The following is a 17,322-nucleotide window of genomic DNA, read 5'->3' on the forward strand; positions in this document are numbered from 1 at the left end:
TCAATGAAAGTCCCGGCTCCGTACACTGATGCCATCGAGCAACGGGCTCAGGTCACTCAAGCGTCCGGCAATCAGATGCCGGACCTCGCCCTCCTTCTCCCAGCGCCCATCGACCTTAAGCAACTGCGAGCCGACCAACACCTGGCGCTGGCGCTCGGCCAAGTCGCGCCACACAACCACGTTGACGTTGCCGAACTCGTCCTCAAGGGTGACGAACGTCACGCCGCTGGCGGTGGCCGGGCGTTGTCGGCCGGTGACCAGCCCGGCGATGCTGACCGGCCGCCCGTGCTCGACGTCCAGCAACTCCTTCGAACTGCGGCAGCGCCGCGCCTTCAACTCACCACGCAACAGGGCCAACGGATGTGGCCCGAGGGTGGTGCCGACACTGGCGTAATCGGCTTGCAGGTCCTCGCCCACGGTGGGCTTTGGCAACGACACCACGTCCTCCTCCTGGCTCGGCAGGCCGGCAAACAGGCCCAGCTGCTTTTGTACCCCGGCCACTTCCCAGCGTGCCCGATGCCGGTCGCCGGCCAGGCCACGCAACGCGCCGGCATCGGCCAACTGCTCTTGGGCGCGGGCATCGAGTTGCGCCCGTTCGCCGAGGTCGGCGATGTCGGCAAACGCGCCTTTGGAGCGTGCCGCCTCGATGCGTCGGGCATCGTCCTCGCGAAAGCCCTTGATCATGCGTAGCCCCAAGCGAATCGCCGGTTGCGCACCGGCGATCGGCTCCAGGCTGCAATCCCAGTCACTGGCACGCACGTCCACCGGACGAACCTGCAAATGATGACGCCGAACGTCCTGCAGAATCTGGTCCGGGCTGTAGAACCCCATCGGCCAACTGTTGATCAGCGCACAGGCGAAGGCCGCCGGCTCGTGGCATTTCAACCAGCAGCTGGCGTACGTCAGCAAGGCAAAACTGGCCGCGTGGGACTCGGGAAAGCCGTAGCTGCCAAAGCCCTTGATCTGCTCGAAAATCTGCGCGGCGAACTCGGCGGTGTAGCCGTTTTTCTTCATCCCGGCGGCCAGCCGTTCCTTGTGCGGTTCTAGCCCGCCGTGGCGTTTCCACGCGGCCATGGAGCGACGTAGCTGGTCGGCCTCGCCGGGGCTGTAGTCGGCGGCGACGATAGCGATCTGCATCACCTGTTCCTGAAACAGCGGCACGCCGAGGGTGCGCTTGAGCACCACTTCCAGTTCCGGCGACGGATAGGCCTCCGGCTCTTCCTTGTTCCGTCGCCGCAGGTACGGGTGCACCATGCCGCCCTGGATCGGCCCCGGCCGAACGATGGCGACCTCGATCACCAGATCGTAAAACGTCTTCGGCCTGAGCCTGGGCAGCATCGACATCTGCGCCCGGGACTCGATCTGGAACACGCCGATGGTGTCGGCCCGACCGATCATTTCGTAGGTGGCCGCATCTTCGGACGGAATGGTCGCCAGACTCAGGTCCAGGCCCCGGTGCCGGCGCAGCAGATCGAAACATCGGCGAATCGCGCTGAGCATGCCCAGCGCCAGGATATCGACCTTGAGCAAACCGACCGCGTCAAGGTCATCCTTGTCCCACTGGATGATGGTGCGCTCGGCCATGGCGGCATTTTCCACCGGTACCAGACTGTCCAGCGGCTGCTCGGAAATCACGAAACCGCCGGGGTGCTGGGACAAATGCCGGGGGAAGCCGATCAGTTGTCCTGTCAGGCTCAGCACCCGGTGCAGCACCGGGCTTTCGGGGTCGAAACCACCTTCACGCAGGCGTTCAACGGGAGGCGTTTCATCGCTCCAGTGCCCGCAACAATCGGCCAGGGCGTTGATCTGGTCCGGCGGCAAGCCCAAGGCCTTGGCCACATCACGCACCGCGCCGGCCGCATGGTAAGTGCTGACTACCGCCGTCAGCGCGGCGCGGGCCCGACCATAGCGCTGGAACACGTACTGCAAGACTTCTTCGCGGCGTTCATGTTCAAAATCGACGTCGATGTCCGGCGGCTCATTGCGCTCTTTGGAGAGAAAACGCTCGAACAACAGTGTGGTGCGATCCGGGTCGATTTCGGTGATGCCCAGGGCAAAGCACACCGCCGAGTTGGCGGCCGAGCCACGCCCCTGACACAGAATGTGCTGGGTGCGCGCAAAGCGGACGATGTCGTGGACCGTCAGGAAATAGCTTTCATAGCCCAGCTCCGCGATCAGTTGCAGCTCCTTGTCGATCTGCACCAGCACTTCGCTTTTCGGTCCTTTTGGCCAGCGCCACTCGATGCCTTCCTCGGTAAAATGACGCAGCCACGAGGTGGCCGAGTGCCCTTGCGGCACGAGTTCTCGGGGGTACTGGTAACGCAACTGGCCAAGTTCAAAGGTGCAGCGCCGGGCGATGTTCAGCGTTTCCGCGAGCAAGTCTGGCGGATAAAGCGCCTGCAACACATCGCGACCGCGCAGATGGCGTTCGCCGTTGGGATGCAGGCGCAACCCGGCATCGGCCACCGGCAGGTGATGACGGATCGCGGTCATGGTGTCCTGCAAGGCGCGCCGGCCGCGAGCGTGCATGTGCACATCGCCAGTGGCCACGGCCGCAATGTGCAACTCCCTGGCCAGGGTCAGCAGATCGTTCAGGCGCCGGGCATCGTCCTGACCGCGATGCAACTGCACCGCCAGCCACAGGCGCTCGGCGAAGAGCTGTTTGAGCCAGCGGCCCTGTTCAAAGGCATCGACAGCGTCCGGCACCCACAACGCCAGCAATCCCGGCAAGGGTTCGCTGAAGTCTTCGCGCAGCACCTGATACTGGCCTTTCTGCGTGCGCCGCCGGGCGCGGGTGATCAATCGGCACAGCGCCTGATAGCCCTCGAGGCTCTCCACCAGCAGCACCAGTTTCGGGCCGTTCTCGATGCGTATTTCACTGCCGATGATCAGCGGCAACTCCACGGACTTCGCCGCTTGCCAGGCGCGAACGATGCCCGCCAGGGTGCATTCGTCGGTGATCGCCAGGGCTTGATAACCCTGCTTTTTCGCGCGCTGGAACAGCTCGAGGGCACTGGAGGCACCGCGCTGGAAGCTGAAGTTCGACAGGCAGTGCAATTCGGCATAGTCGATGCTCATGCGAACCAGCCCTGCAACCACAACGGGCCGTCCTCACCGACCGCCCGGTAGGCCCAGCCCTGTTGGCCGGCGCGGGTTTCGATCAGGTAATAGTCACGGCGCACATCGTCACCGTCCCACCAGCCGGACTCGATACGCTCCGGCCCCATGAGGATGCGCGCCGAGCCCTGATGCACCGCCAGCGGCTCGGTCAGCAGCCAGCCCGGCCGTTTCACCGCGGCCGGCACCGCGCAAGGCTGGCTGTCGGCACGGGCCTGCCACGCGCACTCGGGGCGGTGATCGGCCTGGAAGCGCAAGCCATGCACCGCGTCATCCCCCAGCCGTGCACGCAGGCGTTCGCGCAGTTGCTCCCAGGGCAAGGACTGCTGCGGGCGATCGTCGAACAGTTCCTGATGCTGGGGCACGAAGGTCGGCAAATCCTCGGCGCGCAGGCGAAAGCCGCGCACCGGCGCCTCGACCTGGACTTGCTCCAGCCGCCCCCGGGCCAGTTCGAAGAGCATCGCCGGATCGCGCTCGGCGCTGAGCAGGCCGACCTTGATCAGCGTATCCGGCAACCCGGCGTGTTCCAGATGCAGGTCGAAACGCTGTACGCCGCTGTCACGACCGCTGAGGAACGCCGACAGGTCGCCGGTCAACCGGCGCAACGGAAACAGCAAGGCTTGATGGGACTGCACATCGAAATTGAGCTCGATGCGCACATCGAAGCGGTCCGGCGGCAGGTAGAACGCCAGCGCCAGCCGCCGCAAACCCGACAGGGCATCCAGATGCTTGAGCACCTGGGCCTCGAAACGCCGGGCCAAGCTATGCCGGGGCAGCGCCTGCACCTGGCTCAAAGTGCGCAAGCCCATGCGCGACAAGGCCGTGGCGACCGAGGCTTCGAGGCCGATCCGGTCGACGGGCATTTGCCCCAGGTGATGCTGCAAGGCTTGATCGTCCGGGACCACCAGACCGTCATAGGCGTTGGCCAGCACCCGCGCCGCCACCGGGTTGGGCGCGGCCACGATGCGGTGCCGAAACCCCAGCTCGCCGAGCTCACGGCGCAAAAGTGCTTCGAATTGCGGCCAGGCGCCGAACAAGCCGAGGCTGGATTCGATCTCGAACACCACGGCCCGGGGGTAATGCACGCTGACCTGGGAACTGAAGCGATAGGCCCAGGCGGCGAGAAACTGCTGCCAGTGTTCGATTTCAGCGGCGTCGTATTCAGCCGTGACAAAGCCTTTGCTCAAGGCCTGTGCCGCGCTCATGGACTGGCCGGGACGCAAACCCAGCGCCCGCGCCGCACCGTTGACGGCCTGCAGCACCCGGCGCTGGGCCGGGCCGGTCAGCAACGCCAGGGGTTCTTCAGGATCGGCGCGCTGACGCAGTACCGCGTCCAGCGCCAATTGCGGGAAAACAATGCAGACCCAGCGCATGGCAACCTCAATGCCCCACGGCGAAGGCAATCGGCGCCGGACGGACCAGGCCGCCGCGGCACTTGAGCACGCGCAGTTGTGCCGGCCGGGCATCGATGGCAATGCGCAGGGCCGCCGGTGAAGGGTTGACCGCTTCACCGAGGGGGCGATAGGCGAAGGCCAGGGTCTGGCCGGTTTCCGCCGCCACCTGCAAGCGGCGCAAGGCGCGGTCATCGGCCTTGTGCGGCCAGCACAGCACCGCGCCGCAACTGCCCGAACGCAGGCATTGCTCCGCGGCCCACAGCGCATCGCGCTCGCTGGCCTGGATGATCGACAACTGACGCAGATCGACCCCGGCGCCCTGCCACGCCTGGGGATACGGCACATAAGGCGGCGCCACCAGCACGATGCGCTCGCCCGCCGCCGACAGCCGTGCCAGCGTCGGCCACACCAGTTGCAGTTCGCCCACGCCCGGCCCGGTCAACAGGATTTCCGTCAGCGCCGCCTCCGGCCAGCCACTGCTGGGCAATGCGGCGTCCAGCGCGGCATGCCCGGTGGGTTGCGGGCTGGCGGCCGGTGGCGCAGGCCTGCCCTTCCAGACCTGGCCGCCATTGAACAGCGTATCCAGCGCAACGACGGCACCCATCAGCCTTGCCTCACCAGGCCACAGAACACACCTTCGATGGCCAGGTCCCGGTCGGCCTCGACAATGATCGGCTGGTAGGCCGGGTTGCGTGGCAGCAAGCGAACCACATCGCCGACCCGCTCGAAGCGCTTGATGGTGACTTCGCCGTCGAGCCGCGCCACGACGATCTGGCCATTAACGGCCTCGGGGCTGCGGTGTACGCCCACCAGATCGCCGTCGAGGATGCCGTCCTCGATCATCGAATCACCCCGCACCCGCAACATGTAGTCCGGCACCCGCGAGAAGATCGAAGGATCGAGCAGCAAGCGGCTATGGATTTGCGCATCGACCCCGATCGGTGCACCAGCCGCGACCCGGCCGAGCACCGGGATGTCCAGCAACTCGGGACGCGGCGGCTGCCCGAGCAGGCGAATGCCCCGGGCCTGATTCGGGTTGACCTCGATAAACCCGGCTTCGGTCAACGCCAGCACATGCTTGCGCGCCACACTGCGGGAGGCGAAACCGAACGCCTCGCTGATCTCGGCGAGGCTCGGAGGCTGACCGTGCTCGGCGATGCGATCGCGGATAAAGGTCAGGATGGCGGTACGGCGGGGAGTCAGAGTCGTCATGGAGTACATTTGTACTCTTTTGGCTTTTTCCTGGCAAGGACCGTGTAGGAGCAGCCGGTCGACGCTCGATTGCTCGCGATAAGGCCAGCACAGTCAACATCGATACTGAATGTCAGTCCGCTATCGCGAGCAGGCTCGCTCCTACAGGGGTGAGTTGTGCCAGAGCAGGCCATCCTCCTGGCGTGCAACTCGATAGCCCGCAGACGTAAAACCAAGCACTCCTTACTCGAACAAAACGGACGATCAAAAAATAAGGCCTACCGTTCGTCTCCTTTCTAAAAAATTAGCATCCCTAGAAAATAAAAAACCATAAAAAAAGTACAAACCGCACATTTACTCCTACAGAAATATTCTACTCAACACAGCAAGATCATTTCTGCTTGCCGAAAACTAAAACACAGTTTCAAAAAGGAATTCCACAGTTCCACGCTAGAAACTATCCACACCAAAACAAAACCAAGCCACTAAGGTTCCTAACATCATGCAGGACGCATCTTAAAAACATGCAGGAATCCCCCTACAACACAAAATCCTGTCGCTTGCATCCAACAGTAAAATCAACTAATCCTTGCAGCACCACTTAATACCAAGCGCCCCAACAAATAAAAGCAAAATGAAAAACAACAACCCTGAAAAAGTGACACTCAATGACTAAAAATATTTTGCCCAGAGTTTTCTCCCTAACGTCCATATTCATAAAAGAACAATTAAAAGAACCCATCGCATTGTTCTGGATCATGATATCACCTTGTGCGATGTTCTATTTTCTTGCAACAACCAGGCAAGACCCCAACTATTTTTCGAGCAACTACATTACTATTTCAGCATGGTTTTATGCCTATATATCTTCTAGCGTCGCGTTATTTGGATTCGCCTTTTACATAATCGGAAGAAGGGAAAGCGGATTCACCCGATCATTTATTTACTCCAAGGAATCGAAACTGATTTTTCTTTTGTCGCACTTCATTGCCTACTCGTTAATATCGATATCTTATTGCGCAACCTTTTACTTAACGACCAAACTCCCATTTGGAAACTATGCCTTCAATGAATTACTGAATATCGCACTACGCTTTTACATCTGCTTTATCATGTTTTGCACTTTTTGGGCTGCATTTTCATTGTTGCCGATCAACTTTCAGAACTCGAACACTTTGCTTTCCATTTTCTCGTTCTGCATGTTGATCCTCGGCGTAATGAGTGCCAGCAGATCAAACCCCATCACCGACACTTTGAACCTCGCAAACCCACTAACACTTGCTAGCCAGATAATGGAACAAGGTCTTGAATCCAACAAACTCATCACGACAGCAATAATTCTTTTATTTATTTCAGTACTGCACAGAACGTTCAAGCACCTGAGAATCAATCCCGTATGGAGCCGATACTGATGAAAAAATTCACGGCGCAGAGCATCGATTTCTCCTATACAGACAACCCCCTCTTGACCCAGGCATCTCTTGAGGTTGCTCAAGGCGACATTGTCGGCATTCTGGGGCCCAATGGATCTGGAAAAACAACTTTTTTCGATATCGTCTGTGACCTTAAAAAAGCAAAGTCCGGTTTCATAAAAAACGACTTCAGTCACTTTTTATACCTTTCTCAAATCATCTCCACTCCCCCACCGTTGCGCATGCGTGACATCTTTAAAATGGTGACTGCGCTGTCATCAAGCGAGCCTATGACACAAGATAAAACCCTGAAAAAACTAAGTGCGTGGAGCCCTGCGATAGTCGATCGATACCAAGACATATGGAACAAAAAATCATCGCTATGCAGCTACGGAGAGACACGCTGGTTCTTTACTCTCTCTCTTCTTTCAATTTCTGCAGACTTCGTGATTCTCGACGAACCTACTGCCGGTGTAGATCCAGAATTTCGTCGCTATATTTGGCAATGCCTTCGCGGCGCCGCCAGGGAGGGCACAGCTATTCTGGTTTCCTCGCACAATGTTGATGAGGTAATTAACCATTGTGATTATTTTTATATGATTAGCCAGCAACGCTTCAATCGCTTTGCCAATGGTAGTGAGTTCATGCATCGGTATGGCGTAAAGACTGTGGACGATGCGTTTATCCGAGCCGTTACTGAACCTGTATTCGCAACATAAGCAACTGGAAGCGCACACGGGGGAGCTGCCGCAGACTGCGACAACTCCCGATGAGGAAAAGGATTCGATTCAGTCGGTAAGCCCAGCAAGATAAGCCCACGGATAAATCCCCCGCTCATGCCCATCGCTGAACACCAGTTGCAGTCCATACCCCTGCGAGTGCAACTCGATCACCTGAACCCGCTCATCCACCATCGGCGCCATCCCCCGCAACCGAAACGCCCGGCACTGCGAGCACGGGCACTGGCGACGCAATTCGGCGTGTTCGAACACCTGTTCACGACCATCCGGCCAGTTCAGTCGCAACTGCTGTTTGCTGCGGGAATTGCCAATCGCCAGCGGGTTCATTGCAGTTGGCTCAAGGCAATGCGCACGGCCTTGCGCACTTCAGGGTCGCCGTCGTCTTGTGCGCCCTGCAATGCCGCAATGGCCCGTGGGTCGTTCAATTCGCCCAGGGCCAACGCGGCTTCCTTGCGCAGGTTGCTGATGCGGTGGCCGAGGGTGTCGATCAGCGCTTCGAGCGCAGGTACAAAACGCAAGCGACCGAGGCTGCGGGTGGCGCGCAGGCGCACTTGCCAGTAATCGTCGTCCAGGGCGTCGATCAGGGCCGGGCCGGCGTCGAGGTGGCCGACCTTGCCCAGGGTGGTGGCGGCTTCTTCGCGGACTTGCCAGGCAGCGTCGCGCAAGGCCTGGCGCAGGGCCGGCAGCACCTGTGCGTCAGACGCCAGGCCCAAGGCCCCGGTGGCGGCACGCCGAACTTCAGTGTCCGGGTCAGCGCTGGCCAGCCGCGCCAGTACCGGCAAGGCATCGAGTTGCTTGAGCCAGCCGAGCACGCCCACCGCCTCGCGGCGCACGCTGGCGCTTTCATCGTCCAGTGCCCGGGCCGCCGCATCGGCGGCATCGGGGCAACGCAACTCGCGCAACGCCCTGAATGCGGCGATGCGTACGCCGCTGTCGGCGTGCCCGGTCCACGGCAGGATGACCCGGCCCGCCGCCTCGCTCTTGAGCAGGCTGAGGCTTTGCGCAGCGGCCACCTGCACCGCCGGGGATGGATCCGTCAGGGCCTGGCACAGCGCCTCGACCACCGGCTCGTCCTCCCAGGCCTCCAGCAACCGCGCGGCTTCGGCGCGAACGTCTGCAATCGGGTCTTTGGCCAGTCGATCGATCAACCACTGCAGGCCGTCCGGCTCCTCGAGATCAGCCAGTTCGATCAGCGCGATCCGGCGTACACCGGGATCGTCATCGGTCAGGCGCGGTTGCAGGGCAAGAATGTCGTCGTTATCGGTTACATCAAATAGTGAGGTCATAGGGCAAATCGCGGCAGTTTGTTTTCAGGGGGAAGTCCGAGCGGGTTCAGGCGCGGCAGCTGCCGACCGTCTTCGTGCCGCAGGAGTTCGAGGCAATGGCGCTTGAGGTGCGAGAATTCAGGGCGGGTCACCAGTTCCGTGCTGCGCGGCCTGGGGAAATCCAGGCGCAGGTCTTCAATGATTCGCCCGGGGCGCGAACTCATGACCAGCAGGCGATCGGCGAGGAACAGCGCTTCGTCGATGTCATGGGTAACAAACACCACGGTGGTGCGGATGCGCGTCCAGATGTCCAGCAGCAGTTCCTGCATGTTCAACCGGGTCAGGGCGTCGAGGGCACCGAAGGGTTCGTCCATCAGCAACAGACGCGGTCGATTGACCAGCACCCTGGCGATTTCCACTCGCTGCTGCATGCCGCCGGAGAGCTGATCGGGCCAGCGCTCGGCAAAGCCTTCGAGGCCCACCAGGGCGAGGATTTCATCCGCCGCCTTGTGCCGTTCGGCCTTGCCGACACCACGCATTTTCAAGCCGAACGCCACGTTGTCACGCACCGTGCGCCACGGAAACAGGGTGTGCTGCTGGAACACCATGCCGCGCTGGGGCGATGGGCCCGACACCACTGCGCCATCGACATTCAGCGTGCCGGTGCGCGGTTGCAGGTGACCGGCCAGGGCGCCGAGCAAGGTCGATTTGCCGCAACCGGACGGCCCGAGAATGCACACGAACTGCCCCGGCTCGATCTGGCAGTCGAGTCCCTGCACCGCTTCGAAAGCCCCGTCGCCCTCGCCCAGGCTGATCGACAGCCCGCGAATATCGATGCGCCCTTCCAGGTGTTGAAAAACGCTCATCAGGCTTTTCCTCGTGGTCGATGCCAAGGTGTGAACAGCCCGCCCAGACGCTTGATCAACAGACTGCTGCCCATCCCGAGCACGCCGATCAGCAACATGCCGACCACGATGTCGGCGTAGTTCTGGATGGTGTAGGACTCCCAAGTGTAATAACCGATGCCGAATTGGCCGGAGATCATCTCCGCCGTCACCAGGCAGAACCACGAGGTGCCCATGCCGATGGCCAGGCCGGTGATGATGCTGGGCGCAGCGCCCGGAAGAACGACCTCCAGCAGGATTGCCCGGCGCCCTGCCCCGAGGCTTTTCGCCGAGGCGATCAGCCGTGGGTCGACACCTTCGACGCCGTGCACGGTGTTGAGCAGGATCGGGAACAGTGCGCCGGTGAAGGTGATGAACACCATCGACAGTTCCGACGACGGAAACATCAGGATCGCCAGGGGAATCCACGCCACCGCCGGGATCGGGCGCAGCACTTCCAGGGGCGGCAGCAATAGATCTTCGGCCCATTTCGAGCGGCCGATGGCCAGGCCCAGGGCCACCCCAATGATCAGCGCCGCGAGGTAACCGGCGAATACCCGGCCGAGGCTGCTGCCCAGGTGCTGCGCGAGCTTGCCCGAGTCGCCGAGGCCGAGGGCGGCTTCAATGACCGCCAAAGGTGTCGGGACGTTGGCGAAGGTCACCAGGCTGAGGTTCCAGTGATGGCTGGCGGCGAGTTGCCAGAACAGCAGGCAGAGCAGCAGTGAAGCGGCTCGGGGGAGCCAGCGCGAATATGATCGGTACACAATTTATCCTCTCAACCCGCCTCCTGTAGGAGCGAGCTTGCTCGCGAAGAACGCCAACAATGACGCGCTCTGTCTGAAGGATCGCGTTATCCGGACGTTTTCCGCGAGCAAGCTCGCTCCTACAGGGGACTGTAGTGTTTTGCCGGTTAGCGAACTGCCACGGCCTGCGCCGTCGCATCGGTAAAGTCAAAGACCTTGCCGCCCTGGGCGCTGGCGAACTGTTGGGCCTGGCCTTTGAGCAGGAACGCACTCAGCTGCCCTTTGCCATCGGTGGCAAACCACGCCTGATCCGCCAGCAACTTGATCCCGCTGTCGCTGGCCTGGGCGTACACCGCGCGGATGCTCCTGCCTTCCTGCTTGAGGTTGGCCAGCGCGGTAAACGCTGCTTGCGCCGAGGCGTACTGGCGGACTTTCGGCTCGCCGCGTACCCAGATTTCCGCCACGTGGCTGAAGTCGGTGATGGTTTTGCCGGTGGTGGCATCGACGGCCTTGAGCGGCGCCTGCCCGTAATTGGCCAGTTGCGCGCTGTAGTCCAGGTTCGAGGCCTTGAAGGCGGCGCGGATGTATTGGTCGTCGATGAAGGTGTTGAGATCCAGACCGCGATCGGCCTTTTTCAACAGCTTGAGGGTATCGATGGCGGTGCCGACGGCCTGACGATATTCCGACTTCCAGCTCAGGTCGCGGGTCTGCACACCGAGGGGGCCATGGAACAGGTAATTGACCTCGGCATCGACCCCGGTGACCTTGGCGATCAACTCGCTGTATTTCTCCGGTTCAGCCGCCAGCAACTGGTTGGCTTCGATACTTGCCCGCAGGTAAGCGACGACGATTTCCGGGTACTTTTTCGCATAGGCCTGATCGACCAGCGCACCGTGGAAGGTCGGCGCGTTGGCCTGGGAACCGTCATAAATCTTGCGGGCGAAACCACGGCTGGGGAACAGTTCGGCGAAGGGTACGAAGTCAGCGTGGGCATCGATCTTGCCGGCCTGCAACGCGGAGCCGGCGACTTCTGGCGGCTGGGCGATGATGTTCACGTCCTTGAGCGGGTCCCAGCCCTGGGCCGCGACGGCGCGCAAAAGCATGCCATGGGCGGTGGAAGCGAACGGCACGGAAATGGTCTTGCCCTTCAACTCTGCCAGCGACTGCACGCCCGATGCGCTTGGCACCACGATGCCGTTGCCGCTGCCCTTGATGCTGCCCGACAGCACGCTGATGAACAGGCTGTGCTTGCCCGCCGTTTCGAACGCCACGCCGTTGAACGCACCGGGGAAGTCGGCCATGGCGCCGAAGTCGAGTTTGCCGGCCACCATCTCGTTGGTCAGGGGAGCGCCGCTGGTGAAGTTTTTCCACTGCACCTCGTATTGGGCGTCTTTGTAGGGGCCATCGTGGGGCAGGTATTTGTCCAGCAGACCGAGTTCGCGAATCAACAATCCGCCGGCGGCGCAGTTGATGGTGGTGTCCTGGGTGCCAATGGCAATGCGGATGGTTTCGGCCGAGGCCGACAGGGTGAATGAAGCCAGTACCAGACCGGCCAATGCTGCACGCAACATCATGAGTGTTTCCCCTCGAATCATTTATTGGAAGTTCGTCTCCGCCACGATCAGGGCGCGGTGGGAAACGAGGGGTGTCTTGAATCAGGCGTCCGGTGGTGCCGGATGGCTTTGAATATTATTTGAACTGGCCACGATCCCCTGTGGGAGCGAGCCTGCTCGCGATGTCGTTCTTTCAGTCAATGGAGATGTCGCCTGTGCTGGCCTCATCGCGAGCAGGCTCGCTCCTACATTGATTTGTGTTTCAGCGCAGCAGGTACGGGATCTCGACTTTCACAGCGCCCGTCGGGCAGTCCTTTTCACAGGGCATGCAGTACCAGCATTCGTCGAAGGCCATGTAGGCCTTTTGCGTGGCCGGGTTGATCGCCAGCAGGTCCATCGGGCAAACGTCGACGCACACGGTGCAGCCTTTGTGGGCGATGCATTTGTCTTCATCGACCGTGACGGGTGCGTTGGAGCGGAAGAAGATTTCCTGGGGTTGGTAAGCCATGTTCGGTCTCTCTTTTGTTGTCGGCATCAAGCCGCATCGGCACCGACCCGCAACCGATCGTAAGCCTGCATCTCGTCGGCATCCAGCGAGATGATGTAAGGCTCGACGGCTTTCTTGAAACTGCTCATCAAACCGTTTTCGTCTTTCTTCAGGTGGCAATGGCAGAACCAGTCGCGGTCGTTGCGTTGCGGGTGATCGACGCGATGGTGGTAAAGCCCCCAGCGGCTTTCGGCGCGGAACAATGAAGCGCGGGCGGCCATTTCGGCGCAGTCGCGGATCATGCTGACTTCCATGGCGCGCATCAGTTCGTGGGCGTTGTGGGCCTTGATCTGGTCGAGATCGCGCTGGATGTCGCTGAAGCGTTGCAGGCCGATCTGCATCTTCTTGGTCACTTTCGGCGGTTGCAGGTAGTCATTGACGAAGCGCCGCAGCTTGTACTCGACCTGGGCCGGTGGCAGGCCGTGTTCACGGTCCAGCGGTGCGTAGACCCGCTGTTTTTCGGTTTCGATCTGCCGGGCATCCAGGGCTGAAAACTCACGCCCGGCAACAAAATCCGCTGCGTTGTTGCCAGCGAACCAGCCATAGGTGAACGCGCCAAGCATGTAGTTGTGCGGCACGGCGGCCATGTCCCCGGCCGAGTACAAACCCTTGACCGAGGTCTCGGCCTTCTCGTTGACCCACACCCCCGACGCCGAATGCCCGCTGCAAAAGCCGATTTCCGAGATGTGCATCTCGACCATCTGCGTGCGGTAGTCGGTACCGCGATTGGCGTGGAACTGGCTGCGACTCGGACGCTCGTTGCTGTGCAGGATCTCTTCGATGTTCTGGATGGTTTCCTCGGCCAGGTGATCGAGCTTGAGGAACACCGGACCATTGCCGCTTTCCAGCTCCTGATGGAACTCCCACATCATCTGCCCGCTCCAGTAGTCGCACTCGATGAAGCGTTCGCCCTTGTTGTTGGCGGTGTAGCCACCCAAGGGGCCGGTGACGTAGGCGCAGGCCGGGCCGTTGTAGTCCTTGATCAACGGGTTGATCTGGAAGCACTCCAGGTTCGCCAGCTCGGCCCCGGCGTGGTAGGCCATCGAGTAACCGTCGCCGGCATTGGTCGGGTTTTCGTAGGTGCCCATCAGGTAGCCGGAGGACGGCAACCCCAGGCGTCCGGCGGCACCGCAGGCGAGGATCACCGCCTTGGCCTTGATCACATGGAAGTCAGCGGTTCGGCAATCAAAGCCCATCACGCCGTTGACCGCGCCCTCTTCACCTGTCAGCAATCGGGTGCAGACCAGGCGATTGGTGATGCTCACCCGTGCGCGCTTGAGCTGCCGATAGAGGACTTTCTTGATGTCGTGCCCTTCCGGCATCGGCAACACATAAGCGCCCATGTGGTGGACCTTCTTCACCGCGTAGTCGCCGGTTTCGTCCTTCTCGAATTTCACGCCCCAGCGGTCCAGTTGCTCGATGGTTTCGAAGCTGTGGGTGGCATAGGCGTACACCGCGGCCTGATTGACGATGCCGTCGTTGGCGATGGTGATTTCCTTGGTGTATTGCTCAGGGGTCGAGTGGCCGGGAATGATCGCGTTGTTCAGGCCGTCCATGCCCATGCTGATCGCGCCGCTGCGCTTGACGTTGGCCTTGTCGATCAACAACACCCGCAGATCGCGGTTGCGTTCCTTGGCCTTGATCGCCGCCATGGGGCCGGCGGTGCCGCCGCCAATGACAACGATGTCGTATTCCTGCTCCAACGTACTGCGCGTCATGCCTGCTCCCCTTTTTGCCGGTCGATCCGCAGGCGGTACTGGAAGGCATCGCCTCGGTAGTAAAGGTGTTCGAAGTCCAGCGGCCAACCGTCGACATCGTGGGTCAGGCGTTCGATGCGCATGATCGGCGAGCCGGGTTCAACGTTCAGCGCCTGGGTCAGGTCGCTGTCGGCCAGTACCGCATCGATGGCCAGGTCGGCGTGCCCCAGGGCCAGCCCGCAGTCGTTTTCCAGGATCAGGAAAATGTCGCGCGTCACCAGGTCGGCTTTTTCCAGGCGCTCACCAACGGCTTTGGGCAGGTAGGTGATTTCCAGGGAAATCGGCTCGCGATTGATCAGGCGCACCCGTTTGATCTGCGCCACGACCTCGCCTTCGGCCACTTGCAAACGCTCGGCGACGAGCTTGTCGGCGGCAATGAACTTGAAGCTGCGCAGGCGGTTGATCACCTCGTAGCCGCGACCGGTCATGGACTCGGCCAGGCCTTGCAGGGTGCTGACGTTCTGGAAGGTTTTCGGCTTGGCGACGAAGGTGCCCTTGCCGTGGATCTTGAAGATCAGCCCTTCCTTTTGCAGGTCGCCCAAGGCCTGGCGCACGGTGATGCGGCTGACCTTGAACAACGCGCCAAGCTCGCTTTCGGAAGGCATCTGGCTGTCTTGCGGGTATTCGCCGTCGAGGATGCGGGTGCGCAGCACGTCTCGCAGCTGGGTGTGCAACGGGACGCTGCTCAGGGATAGAACGTTATCGGTCATGGCAGATCACTTGTTATAACGAGTTATGACGTGATCTTAGAGAGGTTATGACAAGCTTGAGAAATACCGAATGCGCATAAGGTTAGATTCACCACAGGGGTTATGTGTGATCTGAATATTCAGCAGCGCTTGAGGATCTGGTCCATCACCCAATCGGTCTTCAGCGCCTGCTCGGCCACGGCGGGGTGCTGCGCCTCGCCACGAATATGCGCATTCATGCCCAATACGTGGTGCCACTGAATGTGTGCGTGATGCTCGATGTTCAGGCTGAGGCGCTCGCCGGCGTGCAGCTCGACCGGGTGTTCATCGAACACTGAAAAAGTGATCCGGCCTGTACTGCCAATCACTTCGACCCGGTCTTCGCGCCGGTCTGCGACGAAGTTCCAGCAGCCCATCCCCAGTGCCCCGCTGGCAAACCGCCAGGTGGCGCTGACGGCATCTTCGGCCGCGTACAAACCGGCCTGGCGTGCGGTGAACCCGGCGACTTCGACGATATCGCCGAACAGGTACTGAAACAGGTCCAGGCCATGGCTGGCCAGATCCGCAAAGTAGCCTCCACCGGCAATCGCCGGATCGGTGCGCCAGTTTTCACTGCCGTTCTGATCCACTGCCGAAGGGGCTTTGGTGAGGGTCCAGGTCAAGTGCCGGACCTCGCCGATCCGCCCCTCTTCCAGCCATTGCCGCACTTGCCGGAAGCGTGGCAACGAACGTCGGTAATAGGACACGAACAGGTGCAGCCCGGCATCGGCAAACACCTGCTGCATCTCGCGGCTTTGCCCGGCATTCAATGCCATCGGTTTTTCAACGCAGCAATGCTTGCCGGCGGCGGCCACCTGCAAGGCAAAGGCGTGATGGCTGTCGGGCGGCGTGGCGATGTACACCGCGTCGACTTCGGGATCGTTGATCAGCGCCTGCGCATCGGTGTAGACCCGCGCGATGCCGTGGCGCGCGGCGTAGTCGGTGACGGCTTCCAGGCGCCGGCCCATCACCGCCACCAACGCCGATCCGGGCGCTTTGTAGAAGGCCGGCGCGCTTTTGCGTTCAGCGACACTGCCACAACCGATCATGCCCCAACGCACCAGGTTCATAGGCTCTCCTTGCTACTCAGACGATGCGCAATGCGCGCAGGTCCAGTCGACCGTCCTTGAGCGGCGGGCACCAGTAGTAGCCACCGGTGATCGGACGGCTGATGCGGTACAGACCGTCGGTGATGCCGTCTTCCAGGCCACTCATGCGGCGCAGTTGGGCTTCGAAGGCATCGAGGGAAAAACCGAAGGCCAGGAACATCAGGCCGGCGCGGTCGCCTTCGATCCACGGCATCGAACGGCGCACCACGAAGGCTTCAGGCGCAAAGCTTTCCTGGGCGGTGCGTTTGACGTGGGCGGAAACCGGCGCGTCGTCGATCTCTTCGTTATCGCTCAAGCGGCGACCCATGATGTTGTCTTTTTCATCCGCCGACAGCCCATGGAAACCTTTCAAGTCATGCTGCCACTGCTGGATCGCGGCAAAGCTGCCACCCACCGTGCCGTCCGCGCCCTCACCCACCAGGGCGGCGGCCACGGCGGCTGCGTCGTGGGGGTTTTCGGTGCCGTCTTCGAAGCCGGTCAGGTCATGGCCGTTCATATGGCGGAAGGTTTCGTTCATCTGCACCAGACGCAACGCCGGGGCCAGTGCCGCTTCGATGGCGTTGCTGCGGTTGAGCAACTCACCACGGTCTTCACCGTGCAGCCAGCACCAGAGCGCGTGTTGGGTCGACGGATTGTCGACACCGACCCCAGCCAGTGCCGGGAAAGTACGCAGGCCTTCGATCTGCCCATCCAGCGCCTTGACCAGGGATTCGCCGAAGCCGACGACAGCCGATTTCCCGTCCACCAATTGCATCAAGTTGTCGAGTGCAGCCGGCAGTGCCGCGGCGGATTCGAGGGCGAAGAACATATGGCGGGCTTGAGGCGGAACGGGGGTGGCGAGAATGCCCGGCTGGTAATGGCTCATATGAACTCCTTGAAAAA

At 61.2% G+C, this 17,322-nt stretch carries 15 protein-coding genes; 1 reads left to right on the forward strand and 14 read right to left on the reverse strand.

What is annotated here, in order from left to right; all coding sequences use genetic code 11:
- Genes AC3ITY_RS18765 through lexA form a run of 4 tightly spaced genes read right to left on the reverse strand, consistent with a single transcriptional unit; the run spans window position 1 to window position 5,732 of the window.
- Window positions 1–3,099, reverse strand: a complete 3,099-nt coding sequence (locus AC3ITY_RS18765; RefSeq protein ID WP_489304331.1) for an error-prone DNA polymerase — start codon at window positions 3,097–3,099, stop codon at window positions 1–3.
- Complete coding sequence (locus AC3ITY_RS18770; RefSeq protein ID WP_489304332.1) at window positions 3,075–4,490, reverse strand: Y-family DNA polymerase; 1,416 nt, start codon at window positions 4,488–4,490, stop codon at window positions 3,075–3,077. The genes AC3ITY_RS18765 and AC3ITY_RS18770 overlap by 25 nt, the downstream gene beginning before the upstream one ends.
- A 7-nt stretch (window positions 4,491–4,497) precedes the next feature.
- Window positions 4,498–5,115: a translesion DNA synthesis-associated protein ImuA gene (imuA, locus tag AC3ITY_RS18775; RefSeq protein ID WP_489304333.1), complete on the reverse strand. Its 618-nt coding sequence runs from the start codon at window positions 5,113–5,115 to the stop codon at window positions 4,498–4,500.
- The gene (gene lexA / locus AC3ITY_RS18780) at window positions 5,115–5,732 is read right to left on the reverse strand and encodes a transcriptional repressor LexA (RefSeq protein WP_489304334.1); all 618 of its coding nucleotides are present in this window, start codon (window positions 5,730–5,732) and stop codon (window positions 5,115–5,117) included. The genes imuA and lexA overlap by 1 nt, the downstream gene beginning before the upstream one ends.
- A gap of 1,381 nt (window positions 5,733–7,113) precedes the next feature.
- Here lexA and AC3ITY_RS18785 point away from each other — a divergent pair.
- Window positions 7,114–7,833, forward strand: coding sequence for an AAA family ATPase (locus tag AC3ITY_RS18785; RefSeq protein ID WP_223456957.1), 720 nt, complete (start codon window positions 7,114–7,116; stop codon window positions 7,831–7,833).
- A 69-nt stretch (window positions 7,834–7,902) separates the two neighbouring features.
- On the opposite strand, the gene AC3ITY_RS18790 is transcribed toward AC3ITY_RS18785, so the two are convergent.
- The 10 genes from AC3ITY_RS18790 to AC3ITY_RS18835 all read right to left on the reverse strand — a co-directional run bounded on the left by AC3ITY_RS18790 (window position 7,903) and on the right by AC3ITY_RS18835 (window position 17,305).
- Window positions 7,903–8,181 carry a DUF971 domain-containing protein gene (locus AC3ITY_RS18790; protein ID WP_223464384.1) on the reverse strand — a complete coding sequence of 93 codons (279 nt, stop codon included), beginning with the start codon at window positions 8,179–8,181 and terminating at the stop codon, window positions 7,903–7,905.
- On the reverse strand, window positions 8,178–9,140 hold the full coding sequence (locus AC3ITY_RS18795) for a HEAT repeat domain-containing protein (RefSeq protein ID WP_489304335.1): 963 nt from the start codon (window positions 9,138–9,140) through the stop codon (window positions 8,178–8,180). The genes AC3ITY_RS18790 and AC3ITY_RS18795 overlap by 4 nt, the downstream gene beginning before the upstream one ends.
- Window positions 9,137–9,985, reverse strand: coding sequence for an ABC transporter ATP-binding protein (locus AC3ITY_RS18800; protein WP_489304336.1), 849 nt, complete (start codon window positions 9,983–9,985; stop codon window positions 9,137–9,139). Before AC3ITY_RS18800 ends, AC3ITY_RS18795 begins: the two co-directional genes overlap by 4 nt.
- A complete protein-coding gene (locus tag AC3ITY_RS18805; protein ID WP_489304337.1) occupies window positions 9,985–10,767 on the reverse strand; it encodes an ABC transporter permease in 783 nt (260 codons plus the stop codon). Before AC3ITY_RS18805 ends, AC3ITY_RS18800 begins: the two co-directional genes overlap by 1 nt.
- Before the next feature lie 146 nt (window positions 10,768–10,913).
- Window positions 10,914–12,320, reverse strand: coding sequence for an ABC transporter substrate-binding protein (locus tag AC3ITY_RS18810; protein WP_489304338.1), 1,407 nt, complete (start codon window positions 12,318–12,320; stop codon window positions 10,914–10,916).
- 241 nt (window positions 12,321–12,561) lie between these two features.
- A complete protein-coding gene (locus AC3ITY_RS18815; protein ID WP_003180418.1) occupies window positions 12,562–12,807 on the reverse strand; it encodes a 4Fe-4S dicluster domain-containing protein in 246 nt (81 codons plus the stop codon).
- 26 nt (window positions 12,808–12,833) lie between these two features.
- The gene (locus tag AC3ITY_RS18820) at window positions 12,834–14,564 is read right to left on the reverse strand and encodes a fumarate reductase/succinate dehydrogenase flavoprotein subunit (RefSeq protein WP_489304339.1); all 1,731 of its coding nucleotides are present in this window, start codon (window positions 14,562–14,564) and stop codon (window positions 12,834–12,836) included.
- Window positions 14,561–15,313 (reverse strand): GntR family transcriptional regulator, encoded by a 753-nt coding sequence (locus AC3ITY_RS18825; RefSeq protein WP_489304340.1) that lies wholly within the window; start codon window positions 15,311–15,313, stop codon window positions 14,561–14,563. Before AC3ITY_RS18825 ends, AC3ITY_RS18820 begins: the two co-directional genes overlap by 4 nt.
- 119 nt (window positions 15,314–15,432) lie before the next feature.
- Entirely contained in the window at window positions 15,433–16,401 is a 969-nt protein-coding gene (locus tag AC3ITY_RS18830; RefSeq protein WP_489304341.1) for a Gfo/Idh/MocA family protein, read from the reverse strand.
- 16 nt (window positions 16,402–16,417) lie between these two features.
- Window positions 16,418–17,305, reverse strand: a complete 888-nt coding sequence (locus AC3ITY_RS18835; RefSeq protein ID WP_223456972.1) for a Dyp-type peroxidase — start codon at window positions 17,303–17,305, stop codon at window positions 16,418–16,420.
- Between the last annotated feature and the right edge of the window lie 17 nt (window positions 17,306–17,322).

This window comes from Pseudomonas sp. GL_091, assembly GCF_057837725.1.